The 15,666-nt window shown below is 54.6% G+C and carries 17 protein-coding genes and 1 pseudogene; 7 read left to right on the top strand and 11 right to left on the bottom strand.

Features of this window, described 5'->3' with window-relative positions; genetic code table 11:
• Positions 1-555 precede the first annotated feature (555 nt).
• From ATU_RS23000 to ATU_RS22990, 3 genes are all read left to right on the top strand, one after another.
• Positions 556-774 carry a hypothetical protein gene (locus ATU_RS23000; protein WP_113519836.1) on the top strand — a complete coding sequence of 73 codons (219 nt, stop codon included), beginning with the start codon at positions 556-558 and terminating at the stop codon, positions 772-774.
• Positions 775-820: 46 nt separating this feature from the next.
• The gene (locus tag ATU_RS22995; RefSeq protein ID WP_010974265.1) at positions 821-1,225 is read left to right on the top strand and encodes a hypothetical protein; all 405 of its coding nucleotides are present in this window, start codon (positions 821-823) and stop codon (positions 1,223-1,225) included.
• 193 nt (positions 1,226-1,418) lie between these two features.
• Positions 1,419-2,021: a GNAT family N-acetyltransferase gene (locus ATU_RS22990; protein WP_338081341.1), complete on the top strand. Its 603-nt coding sequence runs from the start codon at positions 1,419-1,421 to the stop codon at positions 2,019-2,021.
• A gap of 892 nt (positions 2,022-2,913) precedes the next feature.
• Here ATU_RS22990 and istA read toward each other — a convergent pair.
• The 3 genes from istA to ATU_RS22975 all read right to left on the bottom strand — a co-directional run bounded on the left by istA (position 2,914) and on the right by ATU_RS22975 (position 7,662).
• Positions 2,914-4,395, bottom strand: a complete 1,482-nt coding sequence (gene istA, locus ATU_RS22985) for an IS21 family transposase (RefSeq protein ID WP_080728836.1) — start codon at positions 4,393-4,395, stop codon at positions 2,914-2,916.
• Between the two features lie 307 nt (positions 4,396-4,702).
• Positions 4,703-5,413 (bottom strand): hypothetical protein, encoded by a 711-nt coding sequence (locus ATU_RS22980; protein WP_010974261.1) that lies wholly within the window; start codon positions 5,411-5,413, stop codon positions 4,703-4,705.
• Positions 5,410-7,662 (bottom strand): HsdM family class I SAM-dependent methyltransferase, encoded by a 2,253-nt coding sequence (locus ATU_RS22975; protein ID WP_162180366.1) that lies wholly within the window; start codon positions 7,660-7,662, stop codon positions 5,410-5,412. The genes ATU_RS22980 and ATU_RS22975 overlap by 4 nt, the downstream gene beginning before the upstream one ends.
• A 108-nt stretch (positions 7,663-7,770) precedes the next feature.
• On the opposite strand from ATU_RS22975, the gene ATU_RS22970 reads away from it, so the two are divergent.
• A protein-coding gene (locus ATU_RS22970) for an IS3-like element IS426 family transposase (RefSeq protein WP_164927883.1) occupies positions 7,771-8,981 on the top strand; the annotation gives its coding sequence in 2 pieces (ribosomal slippage) (positions 7,771-8,107 and positions 8,107-8,981; 1,212 coding nt in all).
• Here the strand turns inward: ATU_RS22970 and ATU_RS22965 are convergent.
• Positions 8,978-9,781, bottom strand: a complete 804-nt coding sequence (locus ATU_RS22965; protein WP_010974258.1) for a hypothetical protein — start codon at positions 9,779-9,781, stop codon at positions 8,978-8,980. The two genes, ATU_RS22970 and ATU_RS22965, sit on opposite strands and share 4 nt — an antisense overlap.
• A 70-nt stretch (positions 9,782-9,851) precedes the next feature.
• On the bottom strand, positions 9,852-10,142 hold the full coding sequence (locus ATU_RS22960; RefSeq protein WP_010974257.1) for a helix-turn-helix domain-containing protein: 291 nt from the start codon (positions 10,140-10,142) through the stop codon (positions 9,852-9,854).
• 232 nt (positions 10,143-10,374) lie between these two features.
• Here ATU_RS22960 and ATU_RS22955 point away from each other — a divergent pair, with 232 nt between their 5' ends.
• The gene (locus ATU_RS22955; protein WP_162180370.1) at positions 10,375-10,521 is read left to right on the top strand and encodes a hypothetical protein; all 147 of its coding nucleotides are present in this window, start codon (positions 10,375-10,377) and stop codon (positions 10,519-10,521) included.
• A gap of 146 nt (positions 10,522-10,667) precedes the next feature.
• On the opposite strand, the gene ATU_RS22950 is transcribed toward ATU_RS22955, so the two are convergent.
• The 3 genes from ATU_RS22950 to ATU_RS22940 form a co-directional block, all read right to left on the bottom strand.
• Positions 10,668-10,925: a DUF6953 family protein gene (locus ATU_RS22950; RefSeq protein ID WP_010974255.1), complete on the bottom strand. Its 258-nt coding sequence runs from the start codon at positions 10,923-10,925 to the stop codon at positions 10,668-10,670.
• Positions 10,922-11,119, bottom strand: a complete 198-nt coding sequence (locus ATU_RS22945; RefSeq protein WP_010974254.1) for a YodC family protein — start codon at positions 11,117-11,119, stop codon at positions 10,922-10,924. Before ATU_RS22945 ends, ATU_RS22950 begins: the two co-directional genes overlap by 4 nt.
• A 282-nt stretch (positions 11,120-11,401) precedes the next feature.
• Positions 11,402-11,845, bottom strand: a complete 444-nt coding sequence (locus ATU_RS22940) for a hypothetical protein (RefSeq protein ID WP_010974253.1) — start codon at positions 11,843-11,845, stop codon at positions 11,402-11,404.
• A 117-nt stretch (positions 11,846-11,962) separates the two neighbouring features.
• On the opposite strand from ATU_RS22940, the gene ATU_RS22935 reads away from it, so the two are divergent.
• Positions 11,963-12,265: a hypothetical protein gene (locus ATU_RS22935; protein ID WP_035258789.1), complete on the top strand. Its 303-nt coding sequence runs from the start codon at positions 11,963-11,965 to the stop codon at positions 12,263-12,265.
• Here the strand turns inward: ATU_RS22935 and ATU_RS22930 are convergent.
• Positions 12,237-12,371, bottom strand: a pseudogene (locus tag ATU_RS22930) (helix-turn-helix domain-containing protein); the annotation flags it as partial. The gene ATU_RS22935 and the pseudogene ATU_RS22930 sit on opposite strands and share 29 nt — an antisense overlap.
• A 909-nt stretch (positions 12,372-13,280) precedes the next feature.
• Positions 13,281-14,198, bottom strand: coding sequence for an AraC family transcriptional regulator (locus ATU_RS22925; protein ID WP_010974250.1), 918 nt, complete (start codon positions 14,196-14,198; stop codon positions 13,281-13,283).
• 356 nt (positions 14,199-14,554) lie between these two features.
• On the opposite strand from ATU_RS22925, the gene ATU_RS22920 reads away from it, so the two are divergent.
• Positions 14,555-15,019, top strand: coding sequence for a hypothetical protein (locus tag ATU_RS22920; protein WP_010974248.1), 465 nt, complete (start codon positions 14,555-14,557; stop codon positions 15,017-15,019).
• A 219-nt stretch (positions 15,020-15,238) separates the two neighbouring features.
• On the opposite strand, the gene ATU_RS22915 is transcribed toward ATU_RS22920, so the two are convergent.
• Positions 15,239-15,652, bottom strand: coding sequence for a nuclear transport factor 2 family protein (locus tag ATU_RS22915; RefSeq protein ID WP_010974247.1), 414 nt, complete (start codon positions 15,650-15,652; stop codon positions 15,239-15,241).
• Positions 15,653-15,666: the final 14 nt, after the last annotated feature.

Genomic DNA, 15,666 nt, shown 5'->3' with positions numbered 1-15,666 from the left:
TGATATTGTTATTGTAATCGATCGCTGCTAGTTTTCATCGCCTTTTCAATCCGCTTCCCAATCAGATTCCTTCCCGCTTCCCATATAAATAAATCCACCTCGCTATAAAAACCTATATAAAATCACATGGTTATAGCGGTCCAAAATTATCTGCGCACAAACAGACGAGCTTTACCAATCAAATCCCCATCCTCCCCTTAATGCGGTTGGTTTATGATTATTTATATGTTTTTCACGCCCGATTGAATAAATTATATGTTTTATCGACGCTCTCGTTGATCCAATCCTAACCAAACCAAACCACCCACTCACCCTCACCAAAAGGAAAATCCATTCCCGACAGCAAGTATAAATATACAAATATATGTATTAATAGCAATTGCGAAGGTGTAATATTCCACCTGCGCACCCTGCAGCGCGTACTGCTCTCGTCGCGATAGAATTGGAGGTTAAATACGGGCCGTTCAGCCTATCAAAAGCTGCACAAAATGATTGACTATCGCGGCTGCGTGAGGGAGCCTCTGCGCGAAAATACGGGGAACATAACAAATCATCATGTCGCCAGAACGCTTTAATGAATGCCTGCGGGTGATCCGCTGGACGCCGATCAATATTGCCTCTGCCTTGCAATATGAACTCTCATGGATCGAGGCGCTGGAAGCCGGCAACGATACAGTTCCCGATGGCCTCGCAACATGGCTGGAAACGCTCACGAAAGCTCATGAAGCATTACCACCGCCATCAACCTACAGAGGAAAACGGTCGACATTCTGATGCGGCCAACAGCTGAAAACCTTCACCAACAACCGGATTACGCAATATGAAACATACCATCGCAGTTCTCGGCCTGATCACCTTCTCCAGCCCGGCCTTCGCAGCATCGTGCGAGAAAAACTTCACCGTCTCAGGCGTACCGATGGTCACGGCTGTCTCTTACAAATCCTTTCAGGAACTGCCGAAAGCCAAAGCACCAGCTGTCCTTCAAAAGCTCGCCCAGGCCGTCGCGGCAGAAGGTTTTTCAGGTATCCAGATCAACAAGGCACTGTCGTCAATCGATGCCCATCAGGAAACCAGCGGAAGTGGCAGGATTCAGACGCTGCGGGTTGTCGCCCGCCAGAAAGGCGCCGCTGTCCGGATCGATGCTGTCTTCAATATTCAGGCAGGACAGATCGCCGACAAAGACGTCATCCGCAAGGGCATCTGCGACATCATAAAAGGCGCGTAAGGCATGGCTTAAAGACACTCCGGTCCAGCAGCACGAGCCGTCGTGCACAGGAAGCCAATCTGTTTCGCGCAGGATGTTACGAAATCGATGATTGAAGCTTATCGCTGACCGTATCCGCGGGTAGTCTCCAGTGTTAGATATGCGCCGAGCGAACTCATCATGCCGCTACGCCAAAGACGGTCATTGATCTCACGTGTTTGGACCATATTTTCTGTGCAAACTAAACGATGACATAGGGCGATTTTTAGTGGCGGACAAATACAGACTTCCCGAAGAGTTTTTTACCACTCGGTTTCTCGTTAGACGCATCGTACCCACAGACGCTGAAGCTATTTTCGAAGGGTGGAACACCGATCCCGAGGTGACGAAGTACCTGACGTGGAAACCCCACTCCGAGCTTGGCCAGACACAGCGGGCGATTGAAGAAAATTATAGTGCGTGGAATGCAGGTACATCGTTTCCAGCTGTCATCTGCCATCGCGAACGGCCACATGAACTAATCGGCCGTATTGATGCACGTCCGATGGGCCACAAGGTCTCTTACGGGTGGCTTGTCCGAAGAACCTGGTGGGGCCGGGGTGTTGCAAGCGAGGTCGTTCAACTCGCTGTAGAACACGCGTTATCGCATCCGCGCATCTTTCGCACCGAAGCATCCTGCGACGTTCTGAACACGGCGTCAGCAAGAGTGATGGAAAAAGTAGGGATGACAAAGGAGGCCGTGCTTCGACGGTACCTTTTTCACCCCAATTTTTCGAATATGCCGCGAGACGCCTTCCTGTATTCCAAGGTACGTTAACTCAGTGAAATCACGGGGCGTCCAACTTCCTCATAATCCCGCTATTCCAAGACCGGAAAAGTACACGTCATCCAAAAAAGCAATATGTGTCTATCGAACGCAGGGAATTACCGGATTTTCCAGAAAGCGACGTCGGAAAGTTCCTGCAACAACCACACCCGATCCAAATCCTGAAATCAATCTTGCTAGCAAAAGGTCAGGTAATGAATATGACACCAGCCAATAATGGGTCCCAAATGCCAAGAGCGACGTCGCGATAAGGTAAAGTTGGCCGTCCGTGCCTGGGCGACGAAAAGCCACGAAATGAAAGCCGGCGACGCTCCCCACTAGGCATGATACAAACTGACCGAGAATTATCGTTGGTTTTGCAGTGAGCCCATCCAGCAGACAAAAGACGAACGCCAAGAATCCAGCACCGAGCAACTGCAAAACGGCGGCTCCAATAAAACGTGTTCCGCAGGGATATTTGGGTTTCGAATAGCGAAAATATGTGACCAAGATACCCTCCTCTGAAGTGGTGCCTTTGAAATCAGGGCGACCATCTCAAAATTCGTACAACCTCAACTTGAGTTGAGGTCGAGGGGGGCGGCGTCACAAGGATTAACCGTTGTGTGGATAGCGGCACAACCGGGTGTAACTGTCTCCGCTTTACATTTTCTGACTGCCTAGGCGGGCTGGCCAATAGGAAAAATCGAAGCCATCTGGCGGCACTCAACCGCGGCGACACAGTCGCGCTCAGGCAGGCTAGAGGTGGTTGTCTAACGTTCAACCTGCGTCAGACAGCTACCTGGCATAACTAGATTGAGCCAACAGCCGAGATTGCGTCAGACGACTTCTCTCAATGGGGTTGGTCATACCGATTGAAACGACTGGAACCCAAAAATCAGTGCCATCAAACTAGGCGCGTTCGACGTTGACGGAACACATCCAGGTGATTGTCGAGGATGGAGCGCACCGATCCATAGGTTCGCGCGCCGATTTCCAATGCCCGGCCACAGGCCGCATTGACCCTTTCCCGCTCAAAAGCTTTGACGAGCCGAATAATGCCTAGGCAAGCTCTGTAGCCCTGTTCGGGATGCGGGCGGTCGGCGAGAATGCGGTCGCAGAGCAAAGCGACGTCCGATCCGATTGCCGACGCCTCGCGGCTGATACGCTCGATCGTCCGGTCGGCAAACCGCCGATGGGAAGATGGCATGTGCTCCGGTGTCGTCGTGTGCTTGCCATTGCCACTCGATCGCCTGTGAGCTGCGATCCGTTCGCCCTTGTAGAATATCTCGATCGTGTTGGCAGTGATCCGCGCCTCGACCTGCTCTCGGGCAAACCGGTAGGGCACGGAGTAAAAGTGCTTGTCGATGTCGACATGATAATCGAGGCCTGCCCGGCGTATCTTCCATTCAGCAAAGACATATCGCTCGACCGGAAGCGGTCGCAGCGCGGGATAGTCGAGCTCTTCAAACAACTGTCGCCTTGTGCGCCCAATGCGGCGCAAGACGCGTTTGTCGTTCAGATCGTGGAGGAGTTCGCCAATCGCTTTGTTCACGTCAGCAAGGCTGTAGAAGACGCGGTGACGCAGCCGACCCAGTAGCCAGCGCTCGACGATGCGAACCGCCGCCTCGACTTTCGCCTTGTCGCGCGGCCGACGCGGTCGCGTTGGAAGAACCGCGCTGCCGTAATGTGTCGCCATCCCGGTGTAGGTGCGATTGACCTGCGGATCAAAATGGCATGCCTTGATGACGGCAACCTTGGCATTGTCGGGAACAAGCAGAGCCGGTGCGCCGCCGAATGTCTCAAGCGCAAGCAGATGGCATTCGATCCAGTCGGGAAGGGTCCCGCTCCAGCGGGCATGGGCAAATGAAAGGCTCGATGCGCCGAGCACTCCAACAAACACATGGGCCTGCCGCGTCTTGCCCGACAATCTGTCGATGACAACAGAGACCGTGTCGCCTGCATAATCGACGAAGAGCTTTTCGCCAGCCGCATGATCCTGGCGCATCGTCACAGGCAGCTTCAAAGCCCAATGGCGATACAAATCACAGTAACGGGAATAGCGGTAACCCTCAGGATGAAGGCCGATATATTCGTCCCACAGAATCTGCAGCGTCACATGTTTGCGCTTCAGTTCGCGGTGAACCTGCGCCCAATCTGGCTCGGCGATGCGCCGATGACCTGTCTTTGTCCCGGCAGCCTTGTAAAGGGCAGCTTCCAGCACCGCATCGCTGACATCCTCAGCCAATGGCCACGACAGCCCGGCACGCTCCAGACGGCGCAATGTCTCACGCACCGTCGAAGGAGCAGCACCGACGCGCACCGCAATCGACTTGTGGCCGAGCCCTTCTTCAAATCTGTGTCTTAAAATCTCGCGGACACGCCGCATCGCTACTCTCTCCGCTGGCATTGCGTTCCTTCCTCTCAGCACACCTGAAAGGGACGAACTTCTCACCAGCAGGAAACCCCGACAAACACCCCAATCAGGGGGCGACATCATCTCGGAACAGGGGAGCGACTAATTATCGGAATTGGGGGGCGGCATCATTTCGGAATCAGGGGGCGACATGCCTCGGAATTTGCAGTCACTCCTGACGAGCGGCAGGGGTGGCCCTGTGAAACGCAGGCCGCGCCGGACGACGAACCACTCTCAAGCTCTAACCATTTATGCTGCACACGATCTGTGCGGCATTATTTCAATTAAGCCAAAGATGCCAAACAGCAATATCTCCAGGAAGATCCCCGCTTTGGCCACCATGCACATATGCGAAATAGCGGCCATGATCGGATCTAGCGGCGTCCGGCAATGAAAGCGCGCACTTGTACGGCAATGACACCACTGCATATTCTGGCGGGGAAAGCCCCATTGCCGTCGCAAGGAACGGACTGAGATGGCTTGCCGTGGAGGCGGTGCCCCTAACATAGGCAAGCATTACGGCCTCTCTATTAGTCCAAGCATAGTCGCCGGTCGTAAAACGGCTGAGTCCATTCCGGCAATAAAGATCGACTGTCTTTGCCTGTGCTATGTCGATGAGCTTGCACTCAACGATCAAGGGGAACAAATGCTGTCGACCGGTTAGGGAAATTTGAATATCGGGCCGCATCTCAAAACGGGTTGCGTCGTAATTCTTCGTTTCTGTGCCACGCGAAACCGCGCGAACCAGCAAACTCGCCAAAGGGTCAGCCCCCACCAGATGGTTCAAGCGATCAACCATCAAACTGTTGAGGTGCTTCTCGTCACCGCTAGAAACTGCAGCAGGATAATCCGCTTTTATTCCCGTGTAAGCCTGTTGAAGCAGCTCCAGAATGAATTCGAGATGCGAATGGTCGATTGCCGGTAGAGGCAGTTCTTGTCCACGAATCAATTCATACAGGTGATCTTGCAACCCGGAGATCAGTCCACTCATACTGCAGGACTCTCCCTAAAAAACTCCGGTCGTGTCCAGATTATACGTTGCGCGGCAAGGCGGGCCTGTGTCTCGCTCCAATATCGAGATTGGGCGAGGAGCATGATAGCCAGGCTGTGCTTGCCCTCATCTATGACAATTTCAGTCGCACTGGTGCGATCAGCAACCGCAGTAAGAGCGCGAATATCCGCAATTGAATCCACCGTCTGATCTTCGGCTTCAGTGTTCCAGCACGCAACAATACGAAGCGCCTGCCACGGGGATGATTGTCGATCAGGTATGTAATCGACACGGACGGTGCATTTGAAACGTTGAGCAAACCTTGTGAGTTCGGTTTCCAGCGTTCGGCAATAGGTTTTGATCTGGTGGATCAACGGCTCGCTCTGTGCCAATTCCCGATTTGAAGCGTAAGGGAGATTAAACCGCAGTGTATCGTCGATAACAGTCAGGTCCCGTTCGCCGAGACCGTAGAGTTTCGCTACCCAAGCATCGACATCTGGCCAAACGTCGCCGCCCTCTTTTTCCAACCGCGCAAAAAGATTGGTTACCTCCCGCACCCGATCCTGCGCGAGTGACTCGAAGGGCGGAATCGCCACCTCCTCAAGGATAGATTTCTCAACCACCTCACGCTCAAAGCCGAATTCGCCGCTGGTTATCAGCGATATCCAGAGCGCAACGCGACTACCAAGCACAAGTGCAAGATAGCGCGTCAATAACGACGCCTCGGCGGCTCCCTTGGAACTAAAGCCATACCAACTCTCATTGAATACGATGTCTTGATCGCAGACTGACATCTGTATCCGCTGTAGCTTGGCAGGCGGGGATTTATGAACGAGCAAGATCGGCCCGTTATAGATAGCTCTATCTCTTGCGCGATGAACGCGATCAGTGTCGAAAACTGGAAGCTGTGAAGGATCGATAACTAACGTTGCGGACGACACGTCATCAAGATGAGGAAGTCCATGCAGGTGAGTGGCGTCGTCGCCGATAGTGCCATCATCATGCTTCTTGCTACTATCTCTGAGCTTCTGATAGCCATTTCCATTCGCGAGACCTCCATCGCCCAACTCGCGCCAATAGCGTCCCAGCGTCGTGAAATTGCCTCGACGAACCCTGTCAATTAGCGAAAGATCAGCCTCACTGCCGCGAAATAGGATTTTTAGGGTCTCCGGGCGTTCCCGCAAATCCTGCGGACGGACCACATACGCGTTCGTCGCATCGACCCGCATTACGCCGGCATTATTGAAACCCTTTTCATAGCGGGGCGTGAGCATCCGAAATCCGGACGCTGTATGCGCAGGCCGGTTGACCGCAAAAAGGAGGCAAAACGGCGCCGAAATGCTGGGCCAGACCTTTGTCTGGCGTAGCTCAGAGCCGTTGATGATCGAGGTTACATCCATCGCTTCGAGGAGGCTCTGCCGCGCCAGCGGCATGCCATCCCCTTGCTGGAATAGAAACCGCGCATGCAGCGCAAATATGATTTGAGCGTCAGGTTTTGCCCATCGCATCGCCCGCCAGACAAATGGCAAATCGAGAACTGCGTTGGGCAAAGGAGGAGCGGTTATACCGTCTCCGAGTCTGCTCCGAGCGATTTTATGAACCTCCGTAAGCAGGAGGTTCCAGTCTTCCAATCCGGTCGCGCTGGCCCACGGAGGATTGCCAATCACGAGATCGTACTGGCCGTCGTGCTCCTCTCCGATAAGCGAGCCGAGGCTTCCCAACTGCTTTGCTTCGGGACGATCAACATCGGTGGTATCGACTGGTCGATGCAAGACAACACCGCGCAAATCGTCGAAGTGCAGCTTGTCCACGGGCTTGGGATTTGGATCGAGTTCGATCGATAGCAAGTAGAGGCCGAGCGCGCAAAAGCGCAAAGCGGCCTCATTGATGTCAAATCCGCGCACCTGCTTGTAAAGGATTTCTCGGAGCGCTGCTGTGTCCGGTCTGTGCCCTTCTGATCTCCAGCGCGCCGCAACGAGTTCACGAAACGCCGCGAGCAGAAACACGCCCGCGCCCGCGGCTGGGTCTAATATGCGCGCGGCCGCCGAAATACCCTGAGCATTCAGTCCACGAAACGCGGCTGATACCATCAGGTTTGCGATCGGATGCGGCGTATAAAAGCCGCCCTCCTGCTGTTGCTGTTTTGGGGCGTGCTTACGCAGGTAATACTCATAGGCTTGGCTCAACACTCCAACTGTTATGTGCGAGAAGTCGAGATTATCCCACTGCTCTTTCCAACCCAGGGACAATTGCCCCCCCTCTGCGCGCCGCAGAATGTTGCCAATGAACTGCCCCCCATTTCGACCGGACAGTCGGCATAAGCAGAAAGGCTCAAGCACAGGCTTGAGGACAGGCTTATGTCTAACGACTATCGACACGTTGAATTGCTGACGGGTGATGTTCGCCGCAGGCGGTGGACAACCGAGCAAAAGCTGACAATCATTGAGCAGAGTTTTGAACCCGGCGAGACGGTATCTTCGACCGCTCGCCGTCATGGCGTGGCGCCCAATTTGCTTTATCGGTGGCGCAGGCTCTTGAGCGAGGGAGGTGCTGCAGCCGTGGATTCTGACGAGCCGGTTGTCGGGAATTCGGAAGTGAAGAAACTGGAGGATCGCGTCCGGGAGTTGGAGCGCATGCTCGGTCGCAAGACGATGGAGGTCGAAATCCTCCGCGAAGCCCTTTCCAAAGCGGACTCAAAAAAACGGATATCGCGGCCGATCTTGTTGCCGAAGGACGGTTCGCGATGAAGGCCGTCGCAGACACGCTGGGCGTCTCCCGTTCCAACCTCATCGAGCGGCTGAAAGGCAGATCAAAGCCGCGTGGGCCATACAACAAGGCCGAGGATGCAGAGCTTCTGCCCGCCATCCGCAGGCTGGTGGATCAAAGGCCAACCTATGGCTATCGGCGGATCGCCGCGCTCCTCAATCGCGAAAGGCGAGCCGCCGATCAGCCTGTCGTCAACGCCAAACGGGTCCATCGCATCATGGGTAACCACGCCATGCTACTGGAGCACACAGCCGTTCGCAAGGGCCGCCTCCACGATGGCAAGGTCATGGTCATGCGCTCCAACCTGCGCTGGTGCTCGGACGGCCTGGAGTTCGCCTGCTGGAATGGCGAGGTCATTCGTCTCGCCTTCATCATCGACGCCTTCGACCGCGAGATCATCGCCTGGACGGCCGTTGCCAATGCAGGCATTTCCGGCTCAGACGTGCGCGACATGATGTTGGAGGCGGTCGAGAAACGCTTCCATGCAACCCGAGCCCCGCATGCTATCGAGCATCTCTCTGACAATGGCTCGGCTTATACCGCGCGGGACACGAGGCTGTTTGCGCAAGCACTCAATCTCACGCCCTGCTTCACGCCGGTCGCCAGCCCGCAGTCGAACGGCATGTCGGAAGCCTTCGTCAAAACGTTGAAGCGGGACTATATTCGGATATCAGCTCTACCGGACGCCCAAACAGCGCTCCGGCTCATCGACGGATGGATCGAGGACTACAACGAAATCCATCCCCATTCCGCGCTCAAGATGGCTTCCCCTCGGCAGTTCATCAGGGCTAAATCAATCTAGCCGACTTGTCCGGTGAAATGGGGTGCACTCCAGCCAAGAACATAACATGCTTCCAACGTGAGCTTCGGAAACGCAGCATCCGACAACGGCAGCAGGTCACCATTGAACGTCTTATCGAGCCATGCGCAGGAAAGGCGAACTAGATCTGGCCGGTCAAACAGTTCATGATCTTCGAGACCAGACTCATCGACAGAACTCTCACTGCCAACAATGCTACTAGTTGATGGCAGCAGGCCACGATCAGCAAGAAAGCGCATGAAGAGCGCCCTGCCCACCAATGATATCGCGTCCTCGCCGGAGAGGCCGCTATTGCCTTTTAAAGACGATATGGCTTGGTCAAGCAATTTCAGAATTACGCCGGTGATCCAAGTCCTGTCATTAATCTCCGCCGCCGGGCGCAGATTTGCCAAGCGTGCAAAGGTAAGCCAGCTCTCGTTATCGGCGACACCAGCGTCAACGCGAGCCTTGGAAAGCGAAAGGCGATCGAGAGCGATCCGATAGACATCCAATCTTCCGGGATAGACCACTCCGAGGTACGGCGCGTCGCCTCGCATTGCGAGAATCCGTCGAACCCGCTTGAGCCGATCAAGATCTCCGTTTAGCCGGTCGCCATCGACAAGGAATACGAGCGGAGCTTCCTGCCACTCGTAGACACCTTCAACCAGTCGCAAATCCTCATCATGGTCCCGAGCCACGAGGATAGTCGAGTAGGCAAGCAACTCTGGTGCCGAATGATCGAAAAGACGAACACCCCCGCGATCAGCCCCCAATTCATCCAGGGCATTGTACATGCCGATCATAAGCCTGTCCCCAACCAGGGGAGCCAGCCCGGCACAGTAGCACCAAATTCCAAAAGGGAGCTGAACGCCGTCATCGATCGAGGTCCAATGGCACTTGGCGGTCGCCGCCAAACTGGCCGGGTTTCGCCCGCCCGCGAGGCTTCTTCACGGTGAGTTCTACCTTCGATATCACGCCCCGGAAATCAACCCCTTGGGTGCCCATTTCAGCGACCAACGCGGCAATGATCGCCAAATGGTCGGGAACCCCTCCTGAACGGGCATAATTTGAAACAGAGTTAGGGTTCATTCCAATCAATTCCGCAAATGCCCTGATGCTCAGGCCAGCGCGCGCGAGATCGCGGAGAAACCCCTCATAGCCCATCGCTCCAAAGCCCTAATCACATAATTCTATGTATACTCTCACATAGAATCATGTGTTGCAATCCACAAATGCGGATTGCGATGAGAGGTGGCTTTTTGGCGGATGCGCTTGTGTGACCGAGCTTCTGAAGGGGCCTTTAGCCCACGCTAACGCCTAACGCCGCATTTCCCTTTTCGCCCTCAATTATGCGCTTAACGCCAGATGCTGGAACAGGCTCTTGGCGGGAGGCTTCTTGCCGATCCTGACATGGCGAGCCGTGTCGGTTGCCGATGATCTGACGCCACGGCAGGATCAGGACAAGATTTCCGAACACGCCTATCATATCCTGTGGAAGATACAGCAAGGCCACGTTCCGAAGTTTCTGTGGTTGGATTGCTGACGACGGGCACAAGCGTTCAAGCAAGGTTGAACGCGGCCGGGGCGGAGCCCTACCTTGGCCGTAGCGGTGGATCGTTTTCGCGCGACGGCCCGTCGCCCGAGCCCTCAATCGTTCCCGTCGTCCGGCCAAAGCGGGGTTGGGAGCTTTTATTGCTGCCTTCCAGGTTGATCCGTTTCCAGCCGACGACGCCAGAATTTGCCCGAACGTTCGTAAACCGCTTCGGGCGTCAACGCATTGAAGATCTTCAAAACGCCTTTGCCGACACACAGATTTGAAGATGCGTCGAAATACGCCAAGGCTTCGTCATTGAGTTGGAACAGGTGGCTTGCAGCGCTTTCCTGATATAAAAAGCCCACTGCTTCATACTCTGCCAACATCCAACGGGCTGCTTCTTCTTCGGTCATGCTTTCTTCGGCGCGACGTAGGGTTGCAACGTATCCTCTTCAAATACGGAAGTTTCGTTGGAAGCACCCTTGAACCATTTGCAGCGATAACTTCCCTTGAAATTGCCGTAGTCCTTTTGGACTTCCGAAATCGTCATTGCTGGCCCACCGGACTTAAGTTGTACAACGTCGCCAGTCGAAAATTTAGCTTCCATTATGAGGCCCCTACTTTGATGTTACTTTCGCCTCAATCTATGGGAAAGTTCGGCTCTGTTCCAGCTTCAAACAAGACGGATTCGATAGACCACGTCAAGGATCAACGCGTTTCTTCGTCAAATCCGCTTCCGCACGCGAAGCCGCCTCGCAGCCGCTCGACGCCCGCATAAGCTCATTTCGGCCACCTGATTTCTGGTCGTAGGTCGTTAGTATATTTTCGAAAATCGGAATTTCACAATAAATCAATATTCGTGGCTGACCGGTTGGGATTGGGAACCATCTCATTCCCGTTCACCATGAGGATTGGGCACAGTAACATCCTCCGGTATTTCTTGACGAAGGCTCGGCCCCTTGGCGAGACGTCGCCCTAGCGCAGTCACGAAGGCGTCGTAGCGTTCGGCAGCCTTGGCGCGCGCGGCCTGAGCAGCTGGTTCCGGCAGGGTTGGCGTGGTTGCAAGCCAGAAGCGAACAAAGACGGCGATCATCTCGATCGAGATGCCGACGTCGCGTTCAAGCCGCATCATACGACGATCGACCTGATCGAGACGCTTGGTGATGGCAGCTTCCTGTCGTTCGGCGGCGTCGGGCGAGAGCGAGGATTCGATGGCGGCCTCCGCCACCAGCGAACGGGAATGGTCGCGGCGCGCGGCATACTCGGCGAGCTGGCGCATGACGGAAGGATCGAGATAGACCGAGAGGCGGTGCTTGCGGGGCGGTTTTGTCATGGGTGCCTCACAGATCCATGCCGTCGCCGGGATCGAGCGAAACCTGCCGCGCGACGCTCTGCATGATCGTGCGCAGGCGACTGGCTGTCCAATCAGACCGGGGTCACCGAAACCCTGATGGGCCTGACGGACAAGATGGAACTTTATCCGCGCCTTGCTGAATGCATCGAACAGATAGAGCCGACCGCCTGGAACGTTGTGCTCAAGGCAGGCATCAAGTTCCATGTCTTCGCGATAGGCGTTGCCTTGTTCTGGTATGCACAAGCACAGGTGCGCTGGTTCATGCACGACCTTGGCATAGGCGCGGCAAAAGCGCTTTCCATCTTCGCCGGAGCATTTCTGTTTGCCACAGTCGCCGCATTCGTCGTTGCGCTATTGATCACTCTCGACTTCAAAAGCGTCGCGCCCGCAGCGAGCTGATCCGCCGCGCCGCCTGCGGCGTAACCCCGAGCGTTTTCGTGACCGCCCCGGCATGAACAAGCGGCGTTGCCATGACAAGATCAACGAGCTCCGGCAACTTCGATGAAAGATATGTATTCCGCGTGGCGCTTCCGGCCTGTGAGGGATGCGGCATTTAACTGCCGCCACATCATATATCCCTCAGGCACGCCGCATCGTCAACGCAAACGTGCAACCCGCTTTGCACCTGTTGATTTTAGAATTAGTGTTTTATGTCGGGGATTTAGCCTGTTTGATTGTAGCGTTTTGGCGTACTGGATCGAAGTTTTGGCTATTGTTGGATAGTGTAGCGTAGGATTTGGTTGCGGGGGCCTGAGTCCACGGAGACTTGTAATTTTCAGACGGATAGGATGCCGCTAAAATGACTTCTGCTTTGCGCGAATAACAAGGGCAGTTGGCCTCTATTCCTGCTGTCGAACTCGTTTCGATGCGATACCTATCCATTCATAAAGGATGCCCTGGTCCAGTTTCGAAAAGCGCGCTCGATGTTTTAACCACTCCAGCGAGTCACCAGGATTACAACGGGCATAGTCCTCCCGAATAAGTGCCTCACAATCTTCGCGAAGCCTGGGGTCAGTTCTCAGTGGCAATCAACAGTCTGGTGGCTGCACGAGGCAAAGCAGTCAATCGCCGTGTCGTCCCTTCTGTTTCAAGCACGGACCTTAGACAGTTCTGCCATGATCAGCAGCGAATTGCTATCCACGGCAGTGCTCACGCCAATGGCAGCAGATCTTGGCGTCACGAAAGGCGCGGCTGGTCAGTCGGTGAACCGGCTGTCGAGCGCTGGGCTTTTCGTCTAACGTCCTCATCCATCCTACCTCGCCGGCCGTCAAATCATTTCACTGTTGGGGACGGTTGGTACGTACTTGACGGTGACAAACACGCCGCAGCGTCGGTTTCGAGCAATATCTTCAATGCGTGGCTGCCACCGCGCCGACTTTACTGACCCAGGTTCAAAGATAGCGGAGGAAACACATCAACTCACTGGTGCCAAGGGTTCAATCCACTGCTTGGGCGATTGGCGCAAAGCATTCGCATGCTTGGCGGGCGACATGCCGAAAACCCTGCCATATTCTCTCGAAAACTGGGACGGACTCGCATAGCCGACCTGGAAACCTGCGGTTGCTGCGTCCAGACCTTCACTAAGCATCAGACGACGAGCCTCCTGAAGCCTAAGCTGTGTGCGGAATTCTAGTGGACTCATATTGGTGACCGCTTTGAAATGCGCGTGAAACGTAGAGCGGCTCATCCCGGCCACTTCGGCGCCAGCTTCCACCGAACAGGTCTCGCGAAAGTGCTTCCTGATCCACACAATAGACCGTGCGATCTGATTGACATGCGCGCCAGCTTGCACGATCTGTCGCAACGCCGCTCCTCCAACACCGGTAATGAGACGATATAATATCTCACGCTTCGCCAGCGGTGAAAGGGCGTCGATATCTCGAGGCGTGTCCAGCAGCGCAAGGAGACGCGAAGCGGCATCAATGATACCCTCATCCACCTTGTTAAGTAACAGGCCGATAGGGCCGTTGATTGGCGCGTGCTGTTCTGAAGGATAGCGAATTGCCAGATCCGCCAACTCCACGGTGTCAAGGTCGAGTTGCATCGAAAGATAAGGTTTGTCTTTCGATGCTTCGATTACCGATCCCATGACCGGAAGATCAACGGAGGCGACCAGATAGCTGGAGGGATCATAGACAAAGCTTGTCTGCCCGAGAACCGCCTGCTTTCGCCCCTGTGCGACGAGGCAAAGTGTCGGCTCGTAGACGACAGGCATCGGCAATGTCGTCTCGGAACAGCGAATGAGCTTCAACCCCGGCAGCTGCGTTTCAAACGTACCGTCGTGAGGTGCATGGCGAGCAATGGTGGCTTCGATGGTGTGTTCACTTTTCATAATGCTTTTATGCCATGCCTTCTTACCAACGGAAAGTCTGAGCAAGCGATATTTGGACGATCAAGCAAGCATATCGGACATTAAAGGAGTCAGTGGTCTCCCACCCAGAAATCTTCCATTTCCCGATAGAAGCACCGATCTCGTCACCGTTTTCCCCCTGGATCGACCAGAACACGAAAGTTGCAGCTTCAGACAATTCGGCAAGGATAACGGAATATCTGTCTACCGCTAAATCGCATTCCCGGCACATCTTTCTTTCTGCCAGCTCGAACGCAAAGACCGTTTGTCCACGGACAGGGGGCACGGCCGATTAACGATGAGTACCTGCAAGATCGTCAAATAGAAAGGAAACGCCAATGCAGCCGACAGATTTGCAAGTGAGCCAGCAGGTTTCCCGGCTCATGCCACTGTCAAGTGGTTCCCAAACCGCAAACCGAACCGAACTTCCGGAAACAATTCGGGAATTCTTTCTGCTACTAAACAACCGTCAAATTGACGCGCTTCCACAGCTTCTCGCCCCCGGCGCTCTGATCGTTGACGGTAAAGGTCGAGGAGACACCAACGCGTCTCCCCGCGAGAGGCTGAACGACACGCTTTCCTTTTTGCGTTCGCCGGTTGTCGTGCTTAGATCTGAGCCATTGTTCGAAGGTTGCCGCGTTACGGTCGTATCACCGTCCGGCAGCGACCTTCGATATTACAAGCTGAACTTCCAGATGATCTCCGGAAAGATTGTGCTTTTGAAAATCCTGCCAGCAAAACCAGACGCTTATGACTTTCCGACATCTGCCCAAGTGGCCATCGTCAATGTTTCGTCGCAGTGAACCGCTAATGGGAAAAAGTGTCCAATCGCGAGTGACCTGACTTCCGGCTGTGTCCCGGTACACGCTCGCTTGCTCCGCCGTGGGCAACCGCGATCACATGAAACCTGACGCGAGAGGACGACTTGGCGATGGAGTTCACTGTGACCTCTTTGCGTACTTCCAGTCCCGGCGCGGAAGAGGGCCGCTTTTCTCTTCCGCGTGGACCACATTAATTGCCTGCTAAGACGGCTGAAATGCTCTCCAGAGCGCGTATGAATCCTCAATAAAGTTGTAGGCGCTCACTTTGCCATCTCTCACCGAGCAGATTGCCGCGAAGTCGCTAACAAAATCTTTGCCTGTTCTACGAATGCGATGCTTGAAATTGCCGATGATCACGACCTTGTCGCCGCTTTCAAAGGTACGCTCCACTTGAAAATCGAGCGGCTCGAAATTGACAGGAAATAGCGCCATCCAATCGCGCACCTGATCCCGTCCGTGCCTGAGGCCGATGGTGGGCACATCACTGGCCCCTTGAACCTTCCATACAACATCCTCAGTCAGGCATTGAAGGGTCTTTTCGACATCCTTCTTGAAGAACGTCTCGAGATAATGCTGGACGACCTGTGTGGGTGTCATCTCGGTATAAGTTGTCATCTGATATCTCCTTG

Origin of the sequence: Agrobacterium fabrum str. C58 (assembly GCF_000092025.1) — a bacterium.
Classification (GTDB): domain Bacteria; phylum Pseudomonadota; class Alphaproteobacteria; order Rhizobiales; family Rhizobiaceae; genus Agrobacterium; species Agrobacterium fabrum.
The sequence above is the reverse complement of the archived record's forward strand: the minus strand, read 5'-3'. Positions and strand labels throughout refer to the sequence as shown.

Coding starts and splice junctions, on each gene's coding strand:
- ATU_RS23000 (WP_113519836.1), top strand. CDS start 556: ATGTCGCCAGAACGCTTTAATGAATGCCTGCGGGTGATCCGCTGGACG.
- ATU_RS22995 (WP_010974265.1), top strand. CDS start 821: ATGAAACATACCATCGCAGTTCTCGGCCTGATCACCTTCTCCAGCCCG.
- istA (WP_080728836.1), bottom strand. CDS start 4,395: ATGCGGCGTGTCCGCGAGATTTTAAGACACAGATTTGAAGAAGGGCTC.
- ATU_RS22980 (WP_010974261.1), bottom strand. CDS start 5,413: ATGAGTGGACTGATCTCCGGGTTGCAAGATCACCTGTATGAATTGATT.
- ATU_RS22965 (WP_010974258.1), bottom strand. CDS start 9,781: ATGATCGGCATGTACAATGCCCTGGATGAATTGGGGGCTGATCGCGGG.
- ATU_RS22960 (WP_010974257.1), bottom strand. CDS start 10,142: ATGGGCTATGAGGGGTTTCTCCGCGATCTCGCGCGCGCTGGCCTGAGC.
- ATU_RS22950 (WP_010974255.1), bottom strand. CDS start 10,925: ATGACCGAAGAAGAAGCAGCCCGTTGGATGTTGGCAGAGTATGAAGCA.
- ATU_RS22945 (WP_010974254.1), bottom strand. CDS start 11,119: ATGGAAGCTAAATTTTCGACTGGCGACGTTGTACAACTTAAGTCCGGT.
- ATU_RS22940 (WP_010974253.1), bottom strand. CDS start 11,845: ATGACAAAACCGCCCCGCAAGCACCGCCTCTCGGTCTATCTCGATCCT.
- ATU_RS22935 (WP_035258789.1), top strand. CDS start 11,963: ATGGGCCTGACGGACAAGATGGAACTTTATCCGCGCCTTGCTGAATGC.
- ATU_RS22925 (WP_010974250.1), bottom strand. CDS start 14,198: ATGAAAAGTGAACACACCATCGAAGCCACCATTGCTCGCCATGCACCT.
- ATU_RS22920 (WP_010974248.1), top strand. CDS start 14,555: ATGCAGCCGACAGATTTGCAAGTGAGCCAGCAGGTTTCCCGGCTCATG.
- ATU_RS22915 (WP_010974247.1), bottom strand. CDS start 15,652: ATGACAACTTATACCGAGATGACACCCACACAGGTCGTCCAGCATTAT.